Annotated in this window: 25 protein-coding genes and 1 pseudogene; 11 read left to right on the top strand and 15 right to left on the bottom strand. The window is 70.5% G+C overall.

Features of this window, described 5'->3' with window-relative positions; translation table 11 throughout:
- Positions 1-2 precede the first annotated feature (2 nt).
- A complete protein-coding gene (locus ACILRF_RS04285; RefSeq protein WP_395671031.1) occupies positions 3-710 on the bottom strand; it encodes a hypothetical protein in 708 nt (235 codons plus the stop codon).
- A 224-nt stretch (positions 711-934) separates the two neighbouring features.
- On the opposite strand from ACILRF_RS04285, the gene ACILRF_RS04280 reads away from it, so the two are divergent.
- Together ACILRF_RS04280 and ACILRF_RS04275 are read left to right on the top strand one after the other, a co-directional pair.
- Positions 935-1,507: an OmpA family protein gene (locus tag ACILRF_RS04280; RefSeq protein WP_395671030.1), complete on the top strand. Its 573-nt coding sequence runs from the start codon at positions 935-937 to the stop codon at positions 1,505-1,507.
- A 132-nt stretch (positions 1,508-1,639) separates the two neighbouring features.
- On the top strand, positions 1,640-3,403 hold the full coding sequence (locus tag ACILRF_RS04275) for an amidohydrolase (protein ID WP_395671029.1): 1,764 nt from the start codon (positions 1,640-1,642) through the stop codon (positions 3,401-3,403).
- Between the two features lie 162 nt (positions 3,404-3,565).
- Here the strand turns inward: ACILRF_RS04275 and ACILRF_RS04270 are convergent, their stop codons facing one another.
- Together ACILRF_RS04270 and ACILRF_RS04265 are read right to left on the bottom strand one after the other, a co-directional pair.
- Positions 3,566-4,435 carry a TraB/GumN family protein gene (locus ACILRF_RS04270; RefSeq protein ID WP_395671028.1) on the bottom strand — a complete coding sequence of 290 codons (870 nt, stop codon included), beginning with the start codon at positions 4,433-4,435 and terminating at the stop codon, positions 3,566-3,568.
- 54 nt (positions 4,436-4,489) lie between these two features.
- Positions 4,490-5,512 (bottom strand): 2'-deoxycytidine 5'-triphosphate deaminase, encoded by a 1,023-nt coding sequence (locus ACILRF_RS04265; protein WP_395671027.1) that lies wholly within the window; start codon positions 5,510-5,512, stop codon positions 4,490-4,492.
- 115 nt (positions 5,513-5,627) lie between these two features.
- Here ACILRF_RS04265 and metZ point away from each other — a divergent pair, with 115 nt between their 5' ends.
- The gene (gene metZ, locus ACILRF_RS04260) at positions 5,628-6,812 is read left to right on the top strand and encodes an O-succinylhomoserine sulfhydrylase (RefSeq protein ID WP_395671026.1); all 1,185 of its coding nucleotides are present in this window, start codon (positions 5,628-5,630) and stop codon (positions 6,810-6,812) included.
- Positions 6,813-6,834: 22 nt separating this feature from the next.
- On the opposite strand, the gene ACILRF_RS04255 is transcribed toward metZ, so the two are convergent.
- The 4 genes from ACILRF_RS04255 to ACILRF_RS04240 form a co-directional block, all read right to left on the bottom strand.
- A complete protein-coding gene (locus ACILRF_RS04255; RefSeq protein WP_395671038.1) occupies positions 6,835-7,752 on the bottom strand; it encodes an Hsp33 family molecular chaperone in 918 nt (305 codons plus the stop codon).
- Between the two features lie 26 nt (positions 7,753-7,778).
- Entirely contained in the window at positions 7,779-8,717 is a 939-nt protein-coding gene (gene argF, locus ACILRF_RS04250; RefSeq protein ID WP_395671025.1) for an ornithine carbamoyltransferase, read from the bottom strand.
- A complete protein-coding gene (locus tag ACILRF_RS04245) occupies positions 8,714-9,892 on the bottom strand; it encodes an aspartate aminotransferase family protein (protein WP_395671037.1) in 1,179 nt (392 codons plus the stop codon). Before ACILRF_RS04245 ends, argF begins: the two co-directional genes overlap by 4 nt.
- 466 nt (positions 9,893-10,358) lie before the next feature.
- Complete coding sequence (locus ACILRF_RS04240) at positions 10,359-11,495, bottom strand: zinc-binding dehydrogenase (RefSeq protein ID WP_395671024.1); 1,137 nt, start codon at positions 11,493-11,495, stop codon at positions 10,359-10,361.
- 145 nt (positions 11,496-11,640) lie between these two features.
- Here ACILRF_RS04240 and ACILRF_RS04235 point away from each other — a divergent pair, with 145 nt between their 5' ends.
- Positions 11,641-12,810 carry a serine hydrolase domain-containing protein gene (locus ACILRF_RS04235; protein ID WP_395671023.1) on the top strand — a complete coding sequence of 390 codons (1,170 nt, stop codon included), beginning with the start codon at positions 11,641-11,643 and terminating at the stop codon, positions 12,808-12,810.
- A gap of 16 nt (positions 12,811-12,826) precedes the next feature.
- Here the strand turns inward: ACILRF_RS04235 and ACILRF_RS04230 are convergent, their stop codons facing one another.
- Positions 12,827-14,098, bottom strand: a complete 1,272-nt coding sequence (locus ACILRF_RS04230; protein WP_395671022.1) for a S41 family peptidase — start codon at positions 14,096-14,098, stop codon at positions 12,827-12,829.
- Positions 14,099-14,223: 125 nt separating this feature from the next.
- On the opposite strand from ACILRF_RS04230, the gene ACILRF_RS04225 reads away from it, so the two are divergent.
- Positions 14,224-14,640 carry a DUF3597 domain-containing protein gene (locus tag ACILRF_RS04225; RefSeq protein ID WP_395671021.1) on the top strand — a complete coding sequence of 139 codons (417 nt, stop codon included), beginning with the start codon at positions 14,224-14,226 and terminating at the stop codon, positions 14,638-14,640.
- A 57-nt stretch (positions 14,641-14,697) separates the two neighbouring features.
- Here the strand turns inward: ACILRF_RS04225 and ACILRF_RS04220 are convergent, their stop codons facing one another.
- A complete protein-coding gene (locus ACILRF_RS04220; RefSeq protein ID WP_395671020.1) occupies positions 14,698-15,999 on the bottom strand; it encodes a tetratricopeptide repeat protein in 1,302 nt (433 codons plus the stop codon).
- 140 nt (positions 16,000-16,139) lie between these two features.
- On the opposite strand from ACILRF_RS04220, the gene ACILRF_RS04215 reads away from it, so the two are divergent.
- Positions 16,140-16,817 (top strand): TetR/AcrR family transcriptional regulator, encoded by a 678-nt coding sequence (locus tag ACILRF_RS04215; protein ID WP_395671019.1) that lies wholly within the window; start codon positions 16,140-16,142, stop codon positions 16,815-16,817.
- Between the two features lie 71 nt (positions 16,818-16,888).
- Complete coding sequence (locus ACILRF_RS04210) at positions 16,889-17,287, top strand: nuclear transport factor 2 family protein (RefSeq protein ID WP_395671018.1); 399 nt, start codon at positions 16,889-16,891, stop codon at positions 17,285-17,287.
- A 9-nt stretch (positions 17,288-17,296) separates the two neighbouring features.
- Here the strand turns inward: ACILRF_RS04210 and ACILRF_RS04205 are convergent, their stop codons facing one another.
- Positions 17,297-17,830, bottom strand: a complete 534-nt coding sequence (locus tag ACILRF_RS04205; RefSeq protein ID WP_395671017.1) for a DUF3237 domain-containing protein — start codon at positions 17,828-17,830, stop codon at positions 17,297-17,299.
- Between the two features lie 174 nt (positions 17,831-18,004).
- Between ACILRF_RS04205 and ACILRF_RS04200 the strand changes: the two genes are divergently transcribed.
- Positions 18,005-18,367, top strand: coding sequence for a hypothetical protein (locus tag ACILRF_RS04200; RefSeq protein ID WP_395671016.1), 363 nt, complete (start codon positions 18,005-18,007; stop codon positions 18,365-18,367).
- Between the two features lie 116 nt (positions 18,368-18,483).
- Here the strand turns inward: ACILRF_RS04200 and infA are convergent.
- The 4 genes and pseudogenes from infA to ACILRF_RS04180 form a co-directional block, all read right to left on the bottom strand.
- A pseudogene (gene infA / locus ACILRF_RS04195) lies at positions 18,484-18,699 on the bottom strand (translation initiation factor IF-1); the annotation flags it as partial.
- Positions 18,700-18,730: 31 nt separating this feature from the next.
- Positions 18,731-18,943 carry a hypothetical protein gene (locus ACILRF_RS04190; protein WP_395671015.1) on the bottom strand — a complete coding sequence of 71 codons (213 nt, stop codon included), beginning with the start codon at positions 18,941-18,943 and terminating at the stop codon, positions 18,731-18,733.
- 50 nt (positions 18,944-18,993) lie between these two features.
- Positions 18,994-19,203 carry a cold-shock protein gene (locus tag ACILRF_RS04185; RefSeq protein ID WP_395671014.1) on the bottom strand — a complete coding sequence of 70 codons (210 nt, stop codon included), beginning with the start codon at positions 19,201-19,203 and terminating at the stop codon, positions 18,994-18,996.
- A 265-nt stretch (positions 19,204-19,468) separates the two neighbouring features.
- Positions 19,469-20,005, bottom strand: a complete 537-nt coding sequence (locus tag ACILRF_RS04180; protein ID WP_395671013.1) for an RcnB family protein — start codon at positions 20,003-20,005, stop codon at positions 19,469-19,471.
- A gap of 107 nt (positions 20,006-20,112) precedes the next feature.
- On the opposite strand from ACILRF_RS04180, the gene ACILRF_RS04175 reads away from it, so the two are divergent.
- Positions 20,113-20,574, top strand: a complete 462-nt coding sequence (locus ACILRF_RS04175; RefSeq protein ID WP_395671012.1) for a YaiI/YqxD family protein — start codon at positions 20,113-20,115, stop codon at positions 20,572-20,574.
- On the opposite strand, the gene ACILRF_RS04170 is transcribed toward ACILRF_RS04175, so the two are convergent.
- Entirely contained in the window at positions 20,564-21,367 is an 804-nt protein-coding gene (locus ACILRF_RS04170) for an ABC transporter permease (RefSeq protein ID WP_395671011.1), read from the bottom strand. The genes ACILRF_RS04175 and ACILRF_RS04170 overlap by 11 nt on opposite strands.
- 223 nt (positions 21,368-21,590) lie before the next feature.
- Here ACILRF_RS04170 and ACILRF_RS04165 point away from each other — a divergent pair, with 223 nt between their 5' ends.
- Both ACILRF_RS04165 and ACILRF_RS04160 read left to right on the top strand, forming a co-directional pair.
- A complete protein-coding gene (locus ACILRF_RS04165; RefSeq protein WP_395671010.1) occupies positions 21,591-22,088 on the top strand; it encodes a GcrA family cell cycle regulator in 498 nt (165 codons plus the stop codon).
- Positions 22,089-22,217: 129 nt separating this feature from the next.
- On the top strand, positions 22,218-22,521 hold a 304-nt coding region (locus ACILRF_RS04160; RefSeq protein ID WP_395671009.1), incomplete at its 3' end, for an exodeoxyribonuclease VII large subunit.

Genomic DNA, 22,521 nt, shown 5'->3' with positions numbered 1-22,521 from the left:
GACTAGCCCCGGTTGCGGGTCAGAAGGTCGGTCCAGCGCCACTGCGGCGTGCCGATCACCAGCCGGCCGGAGCCCGGTCCATCGCCGAGAGTTAGCAGGACCAGGCCGCGCATCGGCGCCTGGCGGCAGGACTCCGGAGCGAAGGCGACCTCCATGGTGATGGCTTGCCGGACACCGGCCAGGCCCTTGCCCGACTGGCCCGGGCTGCGCAGCCAGTCGCCGTTCCACACCAGGATCGCCCCGCGCGAGGCCGCGTCGGCGTCGGCGCGGGCCACGGCGGCGCGGACGTCCGGGTCGGCGCGCAGGGCGGCCTGCAGGCGGCGGACCATGTCGCAGGAGCCCGCGCCGGAACCGCCCGCCCCCGCTCCGCCGCCGCCGCCGCCCGAGCCGGCGGTGACTGCCCCGGCCAGCTGAGCCTCACCCAGGCGCGGCAACGGCGGCGGCTCGGGATCCGGCGTGGCGATCAGCGGCGCGACCTCGGCGACGGCCTTGGCGGGCCGCACCTTGACCTTCGGCGGCGACTTGGCGGGGGTCTTGGCTGGCGTCGGCGTCGCCGCGGCCGAACTGTTGGTCGGCGCTTCCGATGGCGCCGGCGGCGGCTCGGGGGGCGGCAGCGGCGGAGCGAGCGTCACGATGATCGGCTCGGCCTCGGCCGGCGGATCGGGCTCTGGCGCGGTCGCCAGGAACGCCAGCGGGATCAGGGCGTGCACGGCCACGCTCAGCGTACCGGCGAACCAGCGCCGCCGCGATTGTCTATCCCGAACCATCGGCAAGCCGGACCACGCCGGCGCGTCAGCATCGTGGCGCGGGTTCGCCACGTTTACGGCCAAGCTGACATTTTCCGGACACGCCCACGTCATTACGCCGCCATCCGGGAAGCGGCACCTGATGTTGGACGCCCGCAAGTGGCGTCTTGGCAGGAAGGAAGAAGATCTTGACCCAACCGCGATTCCGGGCCGCCGCCGTGACGGGCGTCGTGCTCTTGGCCGGGTTCGTGACCACGGGCTGCGCGAGCCACAAGTTCGTTCGCGAGAACATCGCCGTCGTGGATGGCCGCGTGTCCCAGGTCGACGGCCGCGTCACCCAGGTTGAAGGCACCGCCGGCGAAGCGCTGACCCGCGCCAACGCCGCCCACAAGCTTGCCGAAGGCAAGTTCCTCTACGAAGTGGTCCTGTCGGACGACTCCGTGAAGTTCCCGACAAACCGCCACGCCCTCTCGCCCGAGGCCGAGCAGCGGCTGGCCGAGCTCGCCCAGCGTCTGAAGGGTGAGAACCGCAACGTGTACCTGGAGATCCAGGGCCACACGGACGCGACCGGCACGCCCGACTACAACGAGAAGCTGGGCGAGGCGCGCGCCGAAGCGGTCCGTCGGTACCTCTCCAAGCAGGGCGTGGCGCTGAACCGGATGGCGACCATCTCCTACGGCGAGGACGCGCCCGTGGCGCCAAACGACGCGGCGGACGGCCGGGCCCAGAACCGTCGGGTGGCGATCGTCGTCCTGAGCTGACGACCGTCGTCGTTGCACGCCGGACCTCCGCCGCCCCGCGGCGGCGGTTCGGCGGCTGCGATTCCGATTGTCTCTTCCCGCGGCCCGAATAAGCTCAACTGCAATCGCAGTTTCGGGATCGTGGGAGGATCTATGCAGAGCTGGAAAAACGCAGCGCGGCTAGGGCTGGCCGGAGCGCTGGTCCTCGGCCAGGGCGGCGCCATGGCGCAGCCGGCGGCCAACGCCGACCTCGTCCTGCTGAACGGCAAGGTCATCACCGTCGACCGGCGCGACAGCGTCGCCCAGGCCATCGCCATCAAGGACGGCAAGATTCTCGCCGTGGGCTCGAACGCCGACATCGCGCGTCTGGCGTCCGGCGGCGCCAAGCGGGTCGACCTCGGCGGCCGCACGGTGACCCCGGGCCTGATCGACACCCACGCGCACCTGGTCAGCGGCGGGATCGGCGAGCGATATTCGATCATCCTTGGCGCCGACGCGGTGAAAAGCATTGCCGACGTGAAGCGCCTGGTGGCCGCCAAGGTCGCCGCCGCCAAGCCCGGCGAGTGGATCACCGGCAGCGGCTGGGACGAGGGCAAGCTGGCCGAGAAGCGCTACATCCACGCCGCCGACCTGGACGCGGTCGCGCCGAACAACCCCGTCGTCCTGACCCACACCACGGGCCACTACGCGGTGGCCAACAGCGCCGCCCTGAAGATCGGCGGCGTGACGCGCGACACCGCCGCGCCGCCCGGCGGCACCATCGACAAGAACCCCGACGGCAGCCTGACCGGCGTGCTGAAGGAGCAAGCGATGGGCCTCGTCCGCGACCATGTGCCGGACACCACTGACGAGCAGACCCGCGAGGGCCTGCTCACCGCCGCCCAGACCTTCGTGTCCGAGTGCGTCACGGCGGTGAAGGACCCGACGACCAATCCCCAGGCGTGGAGCGCCTACAAGCAGGTTCAGGCCGAGGGCCGCCTGCCGCTGCGGGTGTTCGCCCTGTGGGCCAATCCGAAGTCCGACGCCGACGCCCGCGCGCTGATCGCCCGCATCCAGGCGACCACCAAGCCCTATGAGACGACCGGCGACGACCAGTTGATCTCCGGCGGCATCAAGATGTTCATCGACGGCAGCGGCGGGGCGCGCACGGCCTGGATGCACGACGACTGGCACAAGGAGTTCACCAAGGTCGACACCGGCAACAAGGGCTATCCGATGGTCGAGCCGACCGCGGCCTTCGCCCGGCTGAAGATGTACCACGACGCCGGCCTGCACGTTGGGGCCCACGCCATCGGCGACCGGGCGATCGACTGGCTGGTGGATTCCTACAAGGCGGTCCAGGAGGCCAACCCAAAGCCCGGCCTTCGCCACTCGATCATCCACGGCAACACGCCGACGCCGCACGCCGTGGCTGTGATGGCCGACCTGCAGAAGCGGTTCGACACCGCCTATCCGGAGGCCCAGGCGCCCTTCATGTGGTACCTCGGCGATACCTATGCGGCGAACCTCGGCCCCGAGCGCGCGCCGAACCTGAAGCCGTTCAAGACCTACCTCGACAACGGCGTGATCTGGGCCGGCGGCTCGGACTATCCGGTGACGCCGATCCCGGCCCGCTATGGCCTGTGGTCGTCGGTGGAGCGGGCGACCCTGCTCGGCACCTACGGCAAGAAGCCGTTCGGCATGGCCAACTCCGTCGACGTGCACGTGGCGCTGCGCTCGTACACCGACTGGGCTTCGCGGCAGCTCTTCCTGGAGAAGAAGGTCGGCACCATCGAGCCGGGCAAGTACGCCGACCTCGCGGTCTGGGACAAGGACGTCTACGCCATCCCGTCCGACAGCCTGAAGGACCTCAAGTGCGAGATCACCTTCATGGGCGGCAAGCCGGTCTATCGGGCGGCGAGCGCCCCGGCGGTGTAGGACGCAGACGCGCGACTTTCCCTCCTCTCCCCCCGCGCAGCGGAGAGGGAGAGGGTTGGGAGAGGGGGCGGCTGGACCTTGCCGGCACGTAGAGGGCTCGGGGCGATCTTGCGCCTGCCCTTTATCCTCTCCCTCTCCGCTGCGCGGGGGGCGAGGAGATTGCTACTGCACCCGCTCCACGGAATAGCCGCGGGCGGCGAGCAGGGCCGGCAGGCCGTCTTCGCCGACCATGTGCAGGGCGCCGACGTTGACCAGTTCGACGCCGGCCCCGTCCATCTGCGCCGCCAGGGTGTCGGCCCAGCGCAGGTTCCGCTGCTTGAGCAGGGCGTCGTAGAGGCCAGGGTTGCCGTCGCGCAGGTCGCCGGCCAACTCGTCGCCGAGGCGGGCGAGGTCGCCCGCGGCCCAGGCGCGTTCCAGCGAGCGGCCGGGGGCCGGCGGAGCGCGGCGATTCCCGGCCCGTTCCTGGATGATGTCGGCGAGGTAGCGCAGCTCGGTCGGCTCGGAGAGGCCGGCGAACATCCGCGCCTGGTCTTCCAGCGACTCGAAGGTCCGCACCCGCTTGGCCTCGCGCCGGGCGACGCGGGTGACCGTCAGGTCGGCGCCGGCCTCGATCCTCGCGCCGCGTTCCAGCATCGGCTGCATCGACAGCATCAGCGCCGCCGCCCAAGGCCGCAGGTGGTCGATGCGGGCGAGGTCGACCTGGCCGCGCAGGGCTTCCAGGTCCGGAGCGGCGAGCTTGTCGCTGAGCGGCCGCTCGCGGTCGACGCCGTAGCGGGCGACGATCTCGCCGATGGTGCGCGGGTCGGCGCTGTCGAGGTCGGCCTCGAACCAGACCGTGCCGGCCCGGGCCAGGGCGGCGTTGTAGGCCGGGGTGCGCCAGTGCAGCGCCGGGTCGAGCGCGTGCAGGGTGCCAAACAGGTAGATTTCAGAGTCAGCGTCCTTCACCACCCACAGGGCGGGAGCCGCGAACGCCGGCGCGCCAAGGCCCAGCACCATCGCCGCCGCCAGGACGACCCTACGCAACCAAGCCAAGACACGCCCTCTCCCAAAGGCCCGATGGGAGGAGCGTCGCGGCTTCGCCGCCGCCTATTCGCCCCAGACCCTGAAGTGCTTGGATAGTTTCAGGCCCTGGCGCTGGTAATGCGACCCGAGGTCGCCGTAGAGGCGCACGGGCCGGTCAGTCAGCGGCTCGTAGACCAGCCGGGCGACGATCTGACCGTCCTCCAGGATGAACGGCGTCTCGTGGCTGCGGACCTCGAGCACGCCGCGGCTGCCCTTGCCGTGCGCCTCGTCGGTGCCGAACCCGGGGTCGAAGAAGCCGGCGTAGTGGACGCGGAACTCGCCGACCGACGGATCGATGGGCGTCATCTCGGCGGCCTCCATCACCGGGATCTCGACCGCCTGCTTCGAGGCCAGGATGTAGAATTCGCCGGGATCGAGCAGCAGTTGGCCGTTCTGGGGCGTCAGCGGCTCCCAGTAGAGACGCGGGTCGTGGCCGTCCTCCTTGTCGAGGTCGACGACGGGGGCGTGGCGGCGGCCGCGGAAGCCGGCGATCTCGCCGGTCAGGTCGACCCCGACGCTTTCGGTGCGCAGGCGCGGCGGCTCGCCCCGCTTCAGGCGCAACTGGTTGAGCCGGGTGCCCCGCCGGACGAGGACCGAGAAGGTCTGGGGCGCGATCTCGATATAGGTCGGGCCGGCATAACCCGCCGCCACGTCGTCGAAGGCCGCGCCGCCGTCGGACAGCAGGCGCACGAAGACGTCGACGCGGCCGGTCGAGCTCTTCGGATTGGCCCGGGCCGACACGCCGGCCGGCAGCGCCAGGCGCTCCTGCAGCTCGGCGATGTAGACGCAGCCCTTCTCCAGCACCGCGCCGGCCGCCAGGTCGAGTTCGTGCATGGCGACGTCGGCGATGCGCTGAGCGACCGTCTGGCCCGGCCGGGGCAGGAACGAGGCGCGCACCCGCCAGCAACGGGCGCCGAGCCGCAGGTCGAGGCTGGCCGGCTGCACCTGATCGACGTCGAAGCGCTCGTCGGCGTGGATCGCGCCGGCCGCGATGAGGTCGTCGATGGACTGGCAGGGCAGGATGCCCGGGCGGACAAGGTCGGTCATGGGCGGCGCAGCCTTAGCCGAGGCGGTGAGTCTTGCAAGGGCGCTGCTGAGCCCGGCCTCTTGACGGCGCCGCTCGATCGCCGTTGATGCCCTCTCTTTTCGAAGGAGGTCCGTCATGGCCGAAGATCCGCGCGACTGGGAAATCGAGACCCGTTCGGTGCGCGGCGGCATGGCCCGCACCCCCTATGGCGAGATTTCCGAGGCGTTGTTCCTCACCCAGAGCTTCTCCTACGACAGCGCCGGGGCCGCCGACCGCCGGTTCAGCGGCGAGGAGCCGGGGTTCATCTACCAGCGGTTCGGCAACCCGACGACGCAGATGTTCGAGGACCGGCTGGCGCTGATCGAAGGCGCCGAGGCATGCCGCGCCACCTCGTCTGGGATGAGCGCGGTGCACCTGGCGCTCACCGGCCTGCTCAAGGCCGGCGACCACCTGGTGGCGGGCCGGGCGCTGTTCGGCTCCTGCCGCTGGATCGTCGCCGAGCTGCTGCCGCGCTTCGGAGTCGAGACGACGTTCGTGGACGCCACCGACCTGGAGGCGTGGAAGAACGCGGTGCGGCCCAACACCCGCGTGTTCCTGATCGAGACCCCGGCCAACCCGCTGCTGGAGGTCACCGCCATCGGCGCGGTGGCCGAGATCGCGCACGCGGCGGGCGCCAAGGTGGTGGTCGACAACGTCTTCGCGACGCCGATCTTCCAGAAGCCGCTGGCCCTGGGCGCGGACGTGGTCGTCTATTCGGCGACCAAGCACATCGACGGCCAGGGCCGGGTGCTGGGCGGGGCGATCCTGGGCGACGCCGAGCTGCTGACCGAGACCTATCGCGACATCTTCCGCCACACCGGCCCCTCGCTCAGCCCGTTCAACGCCTGGGTGATGCTGAAGGGCCTGGAGACGCTCGAGCTGCGCGTCCGCCGCCAGACCGAGAACGCCGGCAAGGTCGCCGACGCCGCCGCCGCTCATTCGAAGGCGAAGTCGGTGATCTATTGCGGGCGGCCCGACCACCCGCAGGCGGCGATCATCGCCAACCAGATGACCGGCGGCGGCAACGTCCTGGCCATCGACCTGGGGAGCCGGGACGCGGCCTGGCGGTTCCTGGACGCGCTTGAGATCGTCGACATCTCCAACAACCTCGGCGACGCCAAGTCGATGGCCACCCACCCCTCGACCACCACGCATCGCTCGATGCCGGAGGCCGAGCGGCTGGCCATCGGGCTGACCGAGGGCTGGGTGCGGATGAGCGTCGGGCTGGAGGGCGCGAACGACCTGATCCGCGACGTGTCGCGAGCGCTGGACCAGGCCTAGACTCCGAGACGGCGTCTGCCCGCTACGCGGCCTCCAACGCCCCCGGCGCGATCTCGTACACGCGGCTGCAGAACTCGCAGGTGACGCGGATCTGGCCGTCGTCCTCGACCATGCCGGCGCGGTCTTCCGGCGGGAAGGATTTCAGCACCGTCTCGATGCGGTCCTGCGAGCAGCGGCAGAACGCGCGCAGGGGCTTGCCCTCGAAGACGCGCACGCCGTCCTCGTGGAAGAGGCGGAACAGCAGCTGGTCCGACGACAGGCGGGTGTCGATCAGCTCGTCCTCGCCGACGGTCTCGAACAGGGCCTGGGTGCGGGTCCAGGCCTCCTCGGTCGAGCCGCGGGCGTCGTCCTCGGGGATGTACTGGATCAGGACGCCGCCGGCCCGCCAGTGGGCGCCCTGGCCGTCGTCGGCCTGGCCGACGGCCAGGCGGATGCGGGTCGGGGTCTGTTCGGACTGGGCGAAATACTGTTCGGCGCACAGGGCCAGGGTCTCGCCCTCGATAGCGGTCACGCCCTGGTAGCGGTCCATATCCGGGCCCTGGTCGACGGTCATCAGGAAGACGCCCTCGCCGAGCAGGGCTTTTGCACCCGGGCGTTTGAATCCGGTCTGGAGTTGGGCGACCTCGTCCGGATCGAACCGGCAATAGCCGCGCAGGGCGCCGGTGGTGTCATAGTCGGCGACCACGTAGCGGACCGGGCCGTCGCCGCGGGCCTCGACCAGCAGGCGGCCGTCGAACTTCAGGTTGGAGCCAACGAGGGCGGCGAGCGCGCAGGCCTCGCCCAGCAGGTTGGCGACGACCTCCGGATAGTCGTGGGCGCGCAGCACCTCGTCCACCGACGGGCCGAGGCGGGCCAGGCGGCCGCGCACCGGCTCGCCCTCGATCTGGAAGACGGCGACGAGATCGTCGGGGATGGGGGTCAGTTCGGACATCGGCCCCATATAGGTCGCGCGGTCGGCTTGGGAAGTCAGCCGATGGCGCCGAAGCACCAGGCCAGGATCGACTTCTGGGCGTGGATGCGGTTTTCCGCCTCGTCCCAGATCAGGCTGCGCGGCCCGTCGATGACCTCGTCCGTCACCTCCTCGCCGCGGTGGGCCGGCAGGCAGTGCAGGAAGACGGCGTCCTGATGGGCGATGTCCATCAGCGCCTCGTCGACCTGGAACGGCTCCAGCGCCTCGATCCGCTCGTCGTGGTCGGTGTCGCCCATCGAGACCCAGGTGTCGGTGATCACGCAGTCAGCGCCGCGCACCGCCTCGCGCGGGTCGTCGGTGGTCGTGACGCGGCCCTGCATCTCCGCCGCGCGGGCCAGGTCGACCAGGTCGGGGTGATAGACCGCCGGGCTGGCGATCCTGAGCTGGAAGCCCAGCTTGGGCGCGGCGTGGATGAAGCTGGCGCAGACGTTGTTGCCGTCGCCGACCCAGGCGATGGTCTTGCCGGCGAGGTCGCCGCGGTGCTCTTCCAGGGTCAGCAGGTCGGCCATGATCTGGCAGGGGTGCCCCCGATCCGACAGGCCGTTGATCACGGGGATGGTCGAGGCCATGGCCAGCCGCTCGACGTCCTCGTGGACATTGGCCCGGATCATGATCGCATCGACCATCCGCGACAGCACGCGGGCGGTGTCCTCGATCGGCTCGCCGCGGCCGAGCTGCATCTCCGAGGCGTTGGAGATGATCACCGAGCCGCCGAGCTGGCGCATCGCCGCGTCGAAGGAGAAGCGGGTGCGCGTCGAGTGCTTCTCGAAAATCATCGCCAGGGTGCGGTCGGCGGCCGGGGCGTCGGCGTCGACCTTACCCTTGGGCCAGCCCTTGCGGGCCGCCTTGCGGGCCTTGGCGTCGTCGAGGATGGCGCGCAGGTCGGCCGCTTCCAGCCGCCACAGATCGAGGAAATGGCGCACGGGCTGGCTCACGCGGCGGCCTTCGCTTTCTGGCGGGCGGCCTCGCAGGCGCGCTCGAGCTTCTCGACGGCCTCGCGGGCCTCGTCCTGGGTGATGACCAGCGGCGGCAGCAGCCGCACACAGTTGTCGCCGCCGCCGGCGATCAGCAGGTGCTGGTCGCGGGCGAGCTGCATGAATTCGCGGTTCGGGGTCGCAAGCTTGACGCCGATCAGCAGGCCCTTGCCGCGAATGTCGACGACGACGTCCGGATAGCGGTCCTTGAGGCCGGAGATCTGCTGAACGAAATAGCCGGCGACGTCGCGCACATGGGCCAGCAGCTCGGGCTTCACCAGTTCCTCGACCGCCGCGATCCCGACCGCCATGGCCAGCGGATTGCCGCCGTAGGTCGAGCCGTGCGAGCCGGGGGTCATACCCTTGGCGGCGTCGGCGGTGGCCAGGCACGCGCCGACCGGGAAGCCGCCGCCGAGCGCCTTGGCCACGGTCATGATGTCGGGCGCCGCGCCCTCGGCCCACTCGTGGGCGAACAGCTTGCCGGTGCGGCCGAGGCCGCACTGGATCTCGTCGTAGATCAGCAGGGTCCCGGTCTCGTCGCACAGCCGGCGGATCGCCTGCAGGTCGGCCTCGGGCCACGAGCGCGCGCCGCCCTCGCCCTGCACCGGCTCCAGGATGATCGCCGCCGTCGTCGGGCCGACGAGCGCCCGCAGGGCGTCGTGGTCGCCGAACTGGGCCGCGACGAAGCCCGGCATCTTCGGGCCGAAGCCTTCGAGGTAGGTCTCGTTGCCCGAAGCGTTCACGGCCGCCAGGGTCCGGCCGTGGAAGGAGCCGTCGAAGCCGATGATGTCGATCCGCTCCGGCTGGCCGTTCGCCCAGTGGTGCTTGCGGGCCGCCTTGACGGCGCACTCGATCGCCTCGGTCCCGGAGTTGGTGAAGAACACCACGTCGGCGAAGGTGTGGTCGGTGAGCAGGGTGGCCAGCCGCTCCTGCCCCGGAATGCGGAAGATGTTCGAGGTGTGCCAGAGCTTGCCGCCCTGCTCGGCCAGCGCCGCCACCAGCTTGGGGTGCGAATGGCCCAGGGCGTTGACCGCGATGCCGGCCATGGCGTCGAGATATTCCGTCCCGTCCTCGGTGATCAGGCGCACGCCCTCGCCGCGCTCGAAGGCCAGCGGCGCGCGGGCGTAGACGCCCATGATGTGGTCGGCGGGGACTGGCGGGGTGGGGGTCTCGGTCACCGAGAATGCCCTCCAAAACGGAAGCGTCCCCGGCGCGGCGCGACGGGGACTGGAAGGCTTGGCGTTGTCGGATGGAAGGCGGGGGGAGTCAATGTCGCTGTCGGAGGGGGGGGGCACCGCGCGTGCGGCTAGCGGGGGTCCGAAGCGGGTCGCCACGCCCGAGATCACGAACAACAGGGTCAGGCGCCAAGGGTTCAGAAGCCCCATCGGCCGCTCCAGCGCCGGCACGATGTGCGTGCTCTTCACGTGCCAGTCCCACGGCACGTAGAACATTCCGAGGTGATAGAGGATCAGCAGCAGGAAGGCGCCGACCCTCAGGGCGTCGAGGTCATGGCGGCGCGTGGCTGTCGTCATGTTGGGCCGCCCCCCGATGGCCTGGCCATGATGGACGATGTTCGGCAGGCGGCAACCCGCCGCCCTCGCCTCAGCCCCGATGCGGCGTGATCAGGTATTTCTCGCCGGTGCGCCGGGCGTTGTAGTTGGCGATGTTCGCCGGCTGCAGCGCCTCGGCGAGGGTCAGGTCGGCGGTGTAGTGGCTGGCGAAGGTGGTCGTGAGTTCGGCGGCGACGCGTTCGCGCAGCTGTCCGCCGCGGTCCGGACCGATGCGCTTGAGGAACGGGGTCAGCAGGAAGCCGCTGATCGACCAGGCGAAGCCGAAGGTGCGGGTGAACTCGGTCTTTCCGAGGTCGAGGCCGCCATAGATATAGACCTGTTTGAAGGTGTCTGAGCCGTAGCGGTTGTAGGTGGTCATCTTGCGGGCCGCCGCGGTCTCCATGCAGGCCAGGATCTGGCCGGCCTGCTTGCCGCCGCCGATGGCGTCGAAGGCGATGGTGGCGCCGGTTTCCTCGAGGGCGGCAGTCAGGTCGGCGAGGAAGGTATCGGCGCTGGAGTCGACCACGTGGCGGGCCCCCTGACCGCGCAGCAGCGCGACCTGCTCGGGCTTACGGACGATGTTCACCAGCTCGACCCCGTCCTTCAGGCAGATGCGGTTCAGCATCTGGCCGAGGTTGGAGGCGGCGGCGGTGTGGACGAGGGCGGTGTGGCCTTCGAGGCGCATGCACTCGACCATCGACAGCGCCGTCAGCGGGTTGACGAAACAGGAGGCGCCCTCGGCCGAGGTGGCGCCTTCCGGCAGCACCAGGACCTCGCGGGCGGGGGCGGTGACGTACTGAGCGTACATCGCGCCGCCGAGCACCGCGACCGTCCGGCCGAGCAGGTGCGCCGCGTTCTCGCCGGCGGCGATCACGACCCCGGCCCCCTCGTTGCCCGCGCCGAGGGACTGGTCCAGGCGCCCGCGGACGGAGGCGAGCAGCCGTTCGGGGACTTTCGCCGTCAGGGTCGGCCGCTCCGGCACGCCCCCCACGACGGCGGTCGCCAGGTCGGCGGGGCCGAACAGCAGGAAGAGGTCCGAGGGGTTGATGGGCGCCGCCTCGATGCGGACGAGCACGTCGTCGGGGCCCGGCGCGCGGGTTGGCTGGTCGACCAGCGACAGCCGCAGCTCGCCCGAACCGGTGATCTCGGTGCGCAGGGCAAGGCCGGTCGCGGGGATCTCAGTCGGCATGGTCGGCGTCCTTGAATGGCAGGGGCAGGGCCCGCTCCCCGTCTTAACGAATGCCGGCGCGCTCGCCAGCCCTTCGGCTCGCTTGCCGAGAGCGCCCGCCGCTGACTTACTCCGGGCGCGACGAACAAATTCCGGAGATTGCCGCGTGAGACCTGCTGCGAGCGCCGCCTTTGCGGCCCTGTTGGCCCTGGCTGGAACCGAGGCGCTGGGGCAGGTCCCGCTGCGGCCCGGCGTCGCCAGCACCCTGACCTGGCGAGGCGAGGAACAGGCCAGGGGCTTCCGGAGCATGGAGACTATCTACCGGACGGCGACGGTGCGGGCCGGGAGCAACGTGCGCGCCCTGCCGGCGGCGGCGCGCCAGATCGCACCGACGATCACCCTCGATGGCCGGAGCGTCAGCCTCGACGACTACATGCGGGCCAATCGGGTGTCGGGCGTGCTGGCGATCAAGAACGGCCAGATCGTGCTGGAGAAGTACGGCTTGGGGCGGACCGCGAAGGATCGCTGGGTGTCGTTCTCGGTGACCAAGTCGATCACCTCGACGCTGGTCGGCGCGGCGATCCAGGACGGCAAGATCGCCTCGCTCGACGCGCCGGTGTCGGACTCGCTGCCGGACCTGAAGGGCAGCGCATACGAGGGCGTCACGGTCCGCCAGATGCTGACGATGAGCTCCGGCGTGAAATGGAACGAGGACTACGCCGACCCCAATTCCGACGTCGCACGGTCGTCCCTTACGCGACCCGAGCCGGGGCGGAACGCCATCGTCAGCTATCTGGCCAAGCTGCCTCGCGAGCGGCCGGCCGGCGCGGCCTTCCACTACAACACCGGCGAGACCGACCTCGTGGGCGTGATGGTCTCGCAGGCGACCGGCAAGCCGCTGGCGGAATATCTGTCGGAGAAGATCTGGCGGCCGTTCGGCATGGAGCAGGACGGCGCCTGGTTGGTCGACCCCAGCGGGCACGAGCGCGGCGGCTGCTGCATCTCGATGACGCTGCGCGACTATGGGCGGTTCGGGCTGTTCATGCTCGAGAACGGCGTGGCGGGGGGTCGGCGCGTCCTGCCCCCGGGCTGGGTGGCCGAGGCGACCAGCGCCCAGATCCGCAACGGCGCGCCCGATCCCGGCTACGGGTATTTCTGGTGGCTTGAGCCGAACGGCTATGCCGCCAAGGGCATCTTCGGGCAGGGCATCTACGTCTATCCGGCCGACCAACTGGTGGTCGTGTTCAACTCGGCCTGGCCGGCGGCGGACGAGGACAGCGCCTGGGCCGCCCAGTCGGCAGTCGCCGCGGCGATCCGGGCCGCGGCGGTGCGGTAAGGGACCCGCCGCGCGACTAGCCGCCGCGGGCGTAGCGGGCGGTCTGGCCGGTGGCGATCGCCTGGGTCATGCCGTTCACCTTGCCTGCCCGGTCGCGGGTGAAGGTGATGCGCGTTGGGACGGCGGCGCCGTCGACGGCGAAGCGGTCGGAACCGACGGGTTTCAGGATCAGCGGCGGACGGCGGTCCTGGAAGACCTGCAAAACGCCGTCCCTCAGCGCGACGGTGCGCGCGCCATAGGCGCCGGCGTAGTCGGCGAGCGTAGCGGTTGGGGCGGCGGGACCGGCCGCCTCCAGCGCCCAGCGGGCGGCGGTTCGCAGCGCCTGCGATCCGGGGCCTGTGGCGATTGTGTTGAGGGCCAGCTGCTCGGCGCGGGCCAGGGCCTCGGCGGCGGGCGCGGAGACGTCGGGGATCACGCCGGTCCCTTCCCAGTTGGCGCCGGTGATCGGGTTCACCGGGCTGCCGTCGGAGACGAACACCGCAAAGCCGTCGCCGGCTGACGCGAAGTCGCCGGGGTTGGCCCCTCCGGCGCTCGGCTCGCCGACGATCACGGCCCGCCTGGCGGCTTGCAGGGTGTAGCTGAAGCTTTCGGCGGCGGAGGCTGAGCGGCCGCTGATCGCCACGAACACGGGCTGGTCCAGACGCTTGCCGGTCTTCGGCGGGGCGGGCGGGAGTTCGCGTTCGTCAGCCCCCTTGGTCCTGAAGGTGTTGTAGACGTCGGCGCCGTCGGGGACGAAGTGGCCGACCAGATAGCCGACCAGGGCCGGCGAGCCGCCGCCATTGTCGCGCAGGTCGAAGACCACGGCCGGGGCATGGGCGGTCATCGCCATTACTGCGTCGGCCGCCTGTTTCGCAGGGCTCTCGGCGGCCTCGACGTGGGCGAAGTAGCTCATGCGTACGACGGCCACGCCGCCCGGGCGGATCTCGACGGCGCGAAAGCCGTAGTTCTGCCAGGCCTGCGGATCTTCGGCCGGCGCGGGGGCAGGACCCGGAGCGGCGGCGGCCGTGGCGAGATCCGGCTTCGACCAGACCACCGTGAAATGGCCGTCGGCCGGGCGCAGGCGGTCGGTCAGGGCCTGGGCAAGGTCGAGCGGGTCGGCATAGCGGTCATAGGCGCCGCGGGCGGCCTCCGCCTTCAGCTCGGCAGCCAGCCGCTCGCCGCGCGCCGCGTCAAAGTAGCGGGCGGCGATCTGGTCGGCGACACGGGCGACGACATCGCGCGGCGCCGCCGCATGGGCGGACGTGGTGAGGAGGCCGGCGAAGGCGAGAGCCAGGATCGTGCGACGCATAGCGGTACCCCTGTGATGCAGGCGCCAAGGGAATCGCGGTCCGGTCGCATGCGCAAGGTCGGCGGCCGGCGGAACCTTAGCGGCAAGCCGGGGATTGCCTGCTCGTCATCACAAGGGAGCTTCGCATGGGCATCTTCTCGGCCATTCGCGACAAGATCTTCGGTCATTCGCGGGCCAACGCCGCGCCGACCGCCACCGCGAGCGCGCCGGCCGCGCCCAGGCCGGCGACGACCCCAGCGCCCGCCGCCGCAACGCCGGCCGCCACCCCCAGCACGCCCCAACCGGTCGACGTCGAGGCGGTGCTGACCAGCATGGCGGAGTACCAGGGTGGCGACGGCGGCAACTGGCGAACCTCGATCGTCGACCTCCTCAAGCTGCTGCAGATGGATTCCAGCCTGACGGCGCGCAAGGAATTGGCGGAGGAGCTAGGCGTCCATGAGGGCGAGGCCGGCTCGGCCGAACAGAACATCGCCCTGCACAGGGCGGTAATGCGCAAGCTGGCGGAAAACGGCGGCCTGGTGCCCGACAGCTTCCGCAACTGACGGGCGCTCCCTCCCCGCACCGGAGGAAGCGCCGCCAGCGTTGGTGAACGGCCGCGATCAGGCGGCGAGCCGCACCGCGTCGATCTCCGCCGTACCGTGGGCCACAGCGCGTTCGGCCCGCAAGGCCGCCTCCAGCGACCGGTCGCCGCCGCGGCGGGCCGCCTCGATCAGGGTGAGGTCGATGATGTCGCGCTGGGCGTGGCTGCCGCCATAGCGGGCGGACTGGTTGCGCACGCCGCGCAGGGCGTCGGCCGCCTCGGCATAGCGGCCTTCGCCGAAGGCGAGCAGGCCCTGCATCACCGGCCGACCGACGTCGGCGACGAAGCCGGCGTTGTCGCCGGGCGCGAACAGCACCGCGGCCTGCTGGGCGAGCAGCGCGCGCCCGGCCTCCATCCGGCCGGCGCCGACATAGGCCATCATCGCGTGGGCGTCGTCGAAGGCGTAGAGGCCGTGCGGCGCGGCGGCGTAGACGTCGGCCAGCGTTGCGAACCGTGCGCCGACGTCGACGCCGAGCAGGTGCAGCCGCCACAGCAGGGCGGCGGCGTCGACCATGTCCACCGCCATGTCGGACCGTGCGCCGTAGATCGGCCCGTCGTAGAGGGCGAGCACCTCGTCGATGTCGCCGAGCCCCAGGTGGAACAGCGCCAGGTGCCACCAGTTGTGGACCTGGAAGAAGCTGTCGCCGGCCCAGGCCTGCGGATCGGTGCGCATCCAGGCGACGCCGTCCTCGCGGCGGCCCTGCATCTCCATGACGTGGGCGACGGCATGCTTGGCCCAGCCATTGCGCGGCTCGAGGGCCAGGGACTGGCGGCCGGCGTCCTCCGCGCGAGCGTACTGGCCGCATTCTTCCAGGCCGAACGCCAGCATGCCGAGCACGGCGTGGTAGTCCGGCGCGGACGCCGACCAGTGCGGAAGGGCGCGGCCTATGCGGTCGCGCAGCATCCGGCTGTCGCCGCGGCAGAAGTCGACGAGCTGCCCGACCTGCAAGGCCAGGGAGTCGGTCGGCCAGGCGATGGACACATCCTCCAGCACCCGCCCCGCCTGCCGGTACTCCCCGGCGATCAGATGGCCGATGGCGGCCACGTGCCCGGCCTCGCGATCGTTGCAGGGCAGGTCCTTCATGGCCTCGTAGGTGTGGACACCGGCTTCCTGGGCGGCGGCGTTGGTGCCAATCAGGGCCATGTAGGCGGCGAGCGCCTGTCCCATGACGAAGGCCGGGCTGTCCTCGCAGGCGGCCTGCAGCAGGGTCATCGGGTCGCCGACGTAGCAATAATAGCCGTGCAGCGCCTGGCGGTAGGCGTCCGCGGCCGCGGCGCTGGCGCCGCTGACCGCCAAACCATGATGGTCGCGAATGGTCATTCTGGTGCTCCTTGTCTGGGGGCAGGAGCATCGCGATTGCGGCGCGGAGCTCTAGGGAGCGCCTGGTCGGTTCGCGCGCGGCCGCGAAACCCGTGTTATGCTAAGGGCTTGCATTCTGGGGCGCGACGGAAAGACGGATCATGGACGCGGGCGTCGCTGGAAAAACTGCACCGCCGGTACAGTCGGGAGAGCCCGGCAAGGGGGCCCGGACGCGCGAGCGGCTGCTCGACCTCGCCTATGAGGCGATGATCGTGAAGGGCCTTGGCGCGACGTCGGTGGACGAGCTGGTCGAAGCGGCCGGCATCACCAAGAGCGGCTTCTTCTATCACTTCCGGGACAAGAACGACCTCGCCCGGCAGGTGGTCGCCCGCTACCGGACGGCCAACGACGCCCAGCTCGACGCGCTGTCGAGGCGGGCCCGGGAGCTCAGCGAGGAGCCGCTGCAGAGCTTCCTGATCTTCCTGCGCCTCTACGCCGAGGCGATCACGGCGGAGATCGAGGCGGCGCCGGGCTGCCTCGTCGCCACGGTCGCCTTCCAGGAGCGGGCCTTCGCCCACGACGTGCGGCAAGCCAACGTCGAGACTGTCGACGGCTGGCGGACGCGGTTCCGCGATTGGTTGTGCGAAGCGGTGCAGTCGGCGCGGCCGAACGCGGCCGTCGACGTCGAGCTGCTGGCCGACGCCGGCTGGTCGGCGATCTTCGGGGCCTTCACCCTGGCCAAGACCGGCCGGCCGGCGAGCGTGGTCGCGAGCCAGGTGCTGCTCTATCGCGACGTCGTCCGGCGGGCGTTCGCCGAGGGCATCAGCCTGCCCAGCTGAGCCGGACGCCAAGCGGAACCTCTTTTATCGCACGCGGATTTCCGAGGCGCGGGGAACGGAAAGGGATGCCGATGGCCGACACCGTAAGCCACGACGAGATCGTCGCCCTCGAAACGTCCTACTGGGACGCCATGAAGGCCAAGGACGGCAAGCGGACGGCCGCGTTGTCGGGCGACCCGGCGTTGGTCACCGGCCCGCGCGGGCTGGCCAGCATCGACAAGGCGAAGATGGGCGCTATGACCGAAGAGGGCGCCTGGACGCTGGAGGCCTATGAGTTCGAGGACATCAAGGTCTCGGCCCCGGCCGCCAACGTGGCCATCGCCGCCTATGTCGTGCGCCAGACGGTGCGGATGAACGGCAAGTCCAGCGACTATCGCGCCGCCAACAGTTCGACGTGGGTCAGGGGCGCAGGGGGCTGGGAATGCCACGCCCACAGCGAGACCGTGCTTGGCGACGGGAACGCCGCCTGACGCCGCGGCTCAGCCGACCTGGAACACGCGGATGCGGACGAGGTCGGGCCGGCGCTCGCCGGTGGCGACGAACAGGTTCTCGGTCAGCCACTGGTGCGGCCCGGGGCCGACCTCGAACACCGGCGTCGTGCGGAAATAGACGAGGGCGGGATCGACGACCTCGCCGGCGGTCATCCGACGCACGACGTCGAGGGTCGCGCGGCGCACACCGCTGTTGATGATCCCAACGGTCGCGCCGTCGGAGAGGCGGATCGTGTAGCGGGCGACGAGCAGAGTGACGCCGTCAGGGCGGATCGTCTGCCAGTCCGCGCCGCCGGGCAGCACCTCGCCGGTGATTGCGCCGCTGACGTCGCCGCCGGTGATCGGGATGACCCGCCGGCGTCCGCCGCCGACCTCGCCCAGTTCCTGGGCCGGGGCGACGCGGATCGACAGGTCGAACTTGTGGGTCAGCGCCGGCGGCGCGGCGCGGCCCTGCGCCAGCGCGGGAAGCGGGGCCAGCAGGCCGGCGGCGATCAGGGTGCGGCGGGTGGCGGCGGGGTTCATCAGCTCTGGCTCCGAGATGGCGGGCCCACGCTATGGCCGCCCCGGGGGTGCGACAAGCTGTCTGGCGGATGAACGAACCGCTCCAGATGGGTTCACAGCGGCGCCGTTAGGGTCGGTTCATGGTCGCTGGATCCTTCGACGGATCCGGCGCACGCAACGAAAGGAAGGTTAGCCATGACCCGCAAGTTCACGAAGACCGCGATGATCCTGACGGTCGCCGGCGCCGTGGCGTTGCCGGCCGGCCAGGCGGCCGCCGGGACCTCGAAGACCGAAAGCGCCCTGATCGGCGCCCTGCTGGGCGGCCTCGGCGGCGCGGCGGTCGGCAACGGCAGGGGCGAAGCGGTCGCCATCGGCGCGGTCGCCGGCGCGGCCCTGGGCGTCGCGGTCGACAAGGGCAACGACCGGCGCAAGTACCGCAACGGTTATCGCTATCGGTCGGCCCAGCCCTACTACCGGGACAGCCGCTATCGCAGCTACGACCGGGGCTACTACGGCCGAGGCTATGAGCGCAGCGGCTACTACAACAGCCGCTGGTAAGCTGTCAGATCAGCAAGGACGAAGGGCGTCGCGCGAGCGGCGCCCTTTTCCGTTCCGGATCAGCGGCGGCGGAACTGCGGTCGGGCCCCTGGGCTGGCCGGACGGCTGCCCTCCGGCTTGTGCCGGTAGGTGATGCGGCCGCGGTCCATATCGTAGGGCGTCATCTCGACGGTGACGCGATCGCCGACCATCGAGCGGATGCGGTTCTTCTTCATCTTGCCGGCCGTGTAGGCCAGGATCTCGTGATCGTTCTCCAGCTTCACCCGGAAGCGGCCTTCCGGCAGCAGCTCGGTGATCTGGCCGTCGAATTCGACTAGTTCTTCCTTCGCCAAAGACAGGCTCTCCTCTGAGGTGGAGCGGCTTTTACCGGAATCCGCCGCCCGCGTCTTCTGCTGCGTGCAAACGCAGTTCAGCGCTGCGGCGCTCCTCGGCCTCGGCCATTTCGGTCCAGCGGTTGGCGGCGGCGACGTTCTGGAGCCGCGGCTGCTCGAGCACGCAGGCCGCGGCGGCCGCGGTCGCGGCGTCGGCGCGGGCGCGATACTCGCGGGCCCGGGTCTCGGATTTCTGCAGGGACATCGGAGCCTCCGGAAAAAGGAAGAGCCGGCTCAGAGAGCCGGCTCGCCGCATCAGATGGCCTGGAGCTGGCCGGCCGACATCTTGCCGCTGCGCGCGTCGCGCTCGAGCTCGAAGCCGATCCGCTGGCCCTCGTCGAGGCCGCGCAGGCCGGCGCGTTCCACCGCCGAGATATGCACGAACACGTCCGCGCCGCCCTCGTCCGGCTGGATGAAGCCGAAGCCCTTTTGACCGTTGAACCACTTCACGGTGCCGTTTTGCATGGTTGTCCCTTTCCGGACATGAGTTCTCGCGCCCCAAAATGAGGTCGAGATCAAAATTTCGGATAGGGTCGTGAGGCTTTCCGGAGGCGATACCTTGAAGATCGCCAGGGGGTCGCGCGAACCAAAACGAGTTCTGACACGAGGAATAATAAGGTTTTTTGGCTGAAAACGCAAGCCGCGGCGCAAACCGCCGCCTCGGGCCTGCGGATTATTGGGAGCCCAACCGCCGGATCGGGTTCGAAAACCCGACCCGGCGCGGGATCGATCAATAGGCGTTTGCGATCACCTGGGCGATCAGCCCGCTGGCCAGGGCCATCAGGACGAAGTTGCCGTCGGCATAGACCCAGCGGTGGCCGCGGGGCGCGGCCGGCAGGCCGTAGTAGTAGGGGTCCTGGACATAGTAGCCGCGGTAGTTGCGCGGCACATAGGCGCCGCGGCGCCAGGCGTAGCCGGGCGTCACCCGCTGATAGCCGTAGCCCGGCGCGTACCACATGCCGCGGCGGGCGCCCTGATAGCCGCGCCATTCGGCCCGGTCGCGCCAGGTGTCGGCCCGGCGGCGGTCGTAGCGCAGTTCGCGGCGGCTTTCGCGCAGCTCCTGGCGGTCGCGTTGGATCTCACGCCGCTCACGCGGGGTGACCACGCCGTCACGGCGCGCGTCCCGCTGAGACTCGCGCAGGTCGCGACGGTCCTCGCGGACGTCGCGCTGAGATTCACGGACGTCGCGGTTCGGCTGGGCCGAGGCGGCCAGCGGGGCCGCGACGGTGGCGAGCGCAGCGGCGGCCAAGATCAGATGCTTCTTCATGGGAGGGCTCCTTATCGCCAGGCATTGATCGTCCCCCGCGCCTGAACCTCGATTGAACCCGCCAAGCTCGACTTGGTTCATGTCCACGGTGAAGTAAGCTCACGCCGATGACGACGCTCTACATCGACGCCGACGCCTGCCCGGTGAAGGACGAGGTCTACCGGGTCTCGGACCGCTACGGCCTGCCGGTCTTCGTGGTCAGCAACAGCTGGATCCGCACGCCGGGCGGGGCGCGGATCACTCTGGTGGTGGTCGACGAGGGCCCGGACGTCGCCGACGACTGGATCGCTGAGCGGGCGGGTCCGGGCGACGTCGTGGTGACGGCCGACATCCCGCTGGCGGGGCGCGCGCTGGAAGCCGGCGCCCAGGCGCTGCATCCGGCCGGAAGGCCGTTCACGGCGGACAACATCGGCGGCGCCCTGGCCGGACGGGCGATCGGCGAGCACCTGCGCTCGATGGGCGAGACGACCTCCGGGCCCAAGCCGTTCGCCGCCGCCGACCGCTCGCGGTTCCTGCAGGCGCTGGACGCGGCGGTGGTGAGGGCGCGGCGGGCGGCGATCAGCTCTTGATCTTGTAGCCGACCCGGAACGCCTGGAGGCAGGCGAGCCCGGTCGCCAGCACCAGCGCCACGGTCATGGCGACGCCGATGGCCAGCGAGCCTTCGGCCTGACCGACGAAGCCGTAGCGGAAGCCGTCTATCAGGTAGAAAAACGGGTTGAAGTGGCTGGCTGTCCGGAAGGGTTCGGGCAGGCGCTCGACCAGGTAGAAGGTGCCGGACAGGAAGGTCATCGGCATGATCACGAAGTTGGTCACCGCCGCCATGTGATCGAACTTTTCGGCCCACAGGCCGGCCAGCACACCGATGAAAGCCATGATCAGGGCCGCGCCGAGCCCGAAAAAGACGATGGCCCAGACGTGGGCCACCGGCAGGCGGGCGAACGGCAGCACGGCGATCAGGCTGACCGCGCCGACCACGACGCCGCGGGTCGCCGCCCCGAGGCCGAAGCCGGCGACATGCTCGGCCGGGGTGAGCGGCGGGGTCAGGAAGTCGCCCATCAGGCCGTTGAACTTGGCCTGCAGCAGGCTGGACGAGGAGTTGGCGAAGGCGTTCGACAGGATCTGCATCATGATCAGCCCGGGGGCGACGAAGGTCCCGTAGGCCACGCCGTGCACCTCGCGCCCGCCGCCGACCGCGACGACGAACACCAGCATGTAGAGCAGGGCCGTCACCACCGGCGCCGCCAGCGTCTGCATGCCGACCTTCAGGAACCGCCGGACCTCGCGCAGGTAGAGGGTCTTCAGCCCCTCCCAGTTGACGCCGGGGTAGTCGCGGGGCTGGGGCGGAATGACGGCGTCCTGCATGCGGCTGATGTGCGCCGCCGTGGGCCCGGCTGCAAGCCCACGCCTGAAGGGCGCCGCACCCCCTACATCTTGTTCCTGTGGACAAGGCCGATGGCGCCTATTGTGGCCGTTAGGGAGTTGTTTACTACTGATGGTGGTTGGTGGGCGGCGACGCTGCTCGGCGCCACAAGATGTTGATCCGTGTCGCAGGGGTGCGCCGGATCCCTTGGCTGGGAGAGGGCAAATGGGTTGGACGGACGAACGCGTCGAGCTGCTCAAGAAGCTCTGGCAAGACGGGCTTTCGGCGAGCCAGATCGCCAAGCAACTGGGCGGGGTCACCCGTAACGCGGTGATCGGCAAGGTGCACCGGCTGGGCCTGTCGGGCCGCGCCGCGCCGTCGAAGCCGGCCCGCACGGTCTTCAAGGCTCCGCGCCCGGCCCGCCCGGCGGCGGCCCCGTCGGCGCCGCGCCGGATCGCCGAGGCTGCGCCGCTGGCCGCCCAGCCGTCGCCGGTCCGCTACGTCGAAGAGGCGCCCGGCACCGCGACGGTGCTGACGCTCGGCGCCCACATGTGCAAGTGGCCGATCGGCGATCCGGCCCTGGACAACTTCACCTTCTGCGGCCGCCGCTCGGGGGAAGGCCCCTACTGCGTCGAGCACAGCCAGGTCGCCTATCAGCCGGCGCAGGCCAAGAAGAAGGCCAGCGCCGCCGAGCTGGCGCGCAGCCTGCGCCGCTACATCTGAGGTTCCGCTCCGGCGGTTTAGAGATCCGTTGGGGATGGGGGGCGCGTTGGCCGGTTTCGCCGGCCGGCGCGCCCTTTTCTTTTGCCGCCGCATTGTCCTGCGCCCGGCATTTCCCGATAGGATCGCGCCATGACCGACGCGGACAGCAGCCCAGAGGCGACCAGCAACGGGGCGACCGGCAACGCTCGCCCCTACTCCGTCTCGGAACTGGCCTTCGCGCTGAAGCGGACGCTGGAGGACGCCTATGGCTTCGTCCGCCTGCGGGCCGAGCTGTCGAAGGTCACGCACCATTCCAACGGCCACGTTTACCTGACCCTGAAGGATGAGCGGGCCGCCATCGACGGCGTGGTCTGGAAGGGCCAGGTGCGCACCTTGCAGGTCCGCCCCGAGCAGGGCCTGGAGGTCGTGGTCACCGGCAAGATCACCACCTATC

The sequence above is a fragment of the Phenylobacterium sp. genome (genome assembly GCF_044236515.1).
Taxonomy (GTDB): Bacteria; Pseudomonadota; Alphaproteobacteria; order Caulobacterales; family Caulobacteraceae; genus Phenylobacterium.
The sequence above is the reverse complement of the archived record's forward strand: the minus strand, read 5'-3'. Positions and strand labels throughout refer to the sequence as shown.

What these genes read in the sequence shown, in the direction of transcription:
- ACILRF_RS04205 (WP_395671017.1), bottom strand. Translation starts at nt 17,830, where the DNA reads ATGAACCCCGCCGCCACCCGCCGCACCCTGATCGCCGCCGGCCTGCTG.
- ACILRF_RS04190 (WP_395671015.1), bottom strand. Translation starts at nt 18,943, where the DNA reads ATGTCCCTGCAGAAATCCGAGACCCGGGCCCGCGAGTATCGCGCCCGC.
- ACILRF_RS04215 (WP_395671019.1), top strand. Translation starts at nt 16,140, where the DNA reads ATGGACGCGGGCGTCGCTGGAAAAACTGCACCGCCGGTACAGTCGGGA.
- ACILRF_RS04265 (WP_395671027.1), bottom strand. Translation starts at nt 5,512, where the DNA reads ATGACCGACCTTGTCCGCCCGGGCATCCTGCCCTGCCAGTCCATCGAC.
- ACILRF_RS04170 (WP_395671011.1), bottom strand. Translation starts at nt 21,367, where the DNA reads ATGCAGGACGCCGTCATTCCGCCCCAGCCCCGCGACTACCCCGGCGTC.
- ACILRF_RS04220 (WP_395671020.1), bottom strand. Translation starts at nt 15,999, where the DNA reads ATGACCATTCGCGACCATCATGGTTTGGCGGTCAGCGGCGCCAGCGCC.
- ACILRF_RS04240 (WP_395671024.1), bottom strand. Translation starts at nt 11,495, where the DNA reads ATGCCGACTGAGATCCCCGCGACCGGCCTTGCCCTGCGCACCGAGATC.
- ACILRF_RS04230 (WP_395671022.1), bottom strand. Translation starts at nt 14,098, where the DNA reads ATGCGTCGCACGATCCTGGCTCTCGCCTTCGCCGGCCTCCTCACCACG.
- ACILRF_RS04185 (WP_395671014.1), bottom strand. Translation starts at nt 19,203, where the DNA reads ATGCAAAACGGCACCGTGAAGTGGTTCAACGGTCAAAAGGGCTTCGGC.
- ACILRF_RS04165 (WP_395671010.1), top strand. Translation starts at nt 21,591, where the DNA reads ATGGGTTGGACGGACGAACGCGTCGAGCTGCTCAAGAAGCTCTGGCAA.
- metZ (WP_395671026.1), top strand. Translation starts at nt 5,628, where the DNA reads ATGGCCGAAGATCCGCGCGACTGGGAAATCGAGACCCGTTCGGTGCGC.
- ACILRF_RS04180 (WP_395671013.1), bottom strand. Translation starts at nt 20,005, where the DNA reads ATGAAGAAGCATCTGATCTTGGCCGCCGCTGCGCTCGCCACCGTCGCG.
- ACILRF_RS04245 (WP_395671037.1), bottom strand. Translation starts at nt 9,892, where the DNA reads ATGGGCGTCTACGCCCGCGCGCCGCTGGCCTTCGAGCGCGGCGAGGGC.
- ACILRF_RS04275 (WP_395671029.1), top strand. Translation starts at nt 1,640, where the DNA reads ATGCAGAGCTGGAAAAACGCAGCGCGGCTAGGGCTGGCCGGAGCGCTG.
- ACILRF_RS04210 (WP_395671018.1), top strand. Translation starts at nt 16,889, where the DNA reads ATGGCCGACACCGTAAGCCACGACGAGATCGTCGCCCTCGAAACGTCC.
- ACILRF_RS04255 (WP_395671038.1), bottom strand. Translation starts at nt 7,752, where the DNA reads ATGGGGCCGATGTCCGAACTGACCCCCATCCCCGACGATCTCGTCGCC.
- ACILRF_RS04200 (WP_395671016.1), top strand. Translation starts at nt 18,005, where the DNA reads ATGACCCGCAAGTTCACGAAGACCGCGATGATCCTGACGGTCGCCGGC.
- ACILRF_RS04225 (WP_395671021.1), top strand. Translation starts at nt 14,224, where the DNA reads ATGGGCATCTTCTCGGCCATTCGCGACAAGATCTTCGGTCATTCGCGG.
- ACILRF_RS04175 (WP_395671012.1), top strand. Translation starts at nt 20,113, where the DNA reads ATGACGACGCTCTACATCGACGCCGACGCCTGCCCGGTGAAGGACGAG.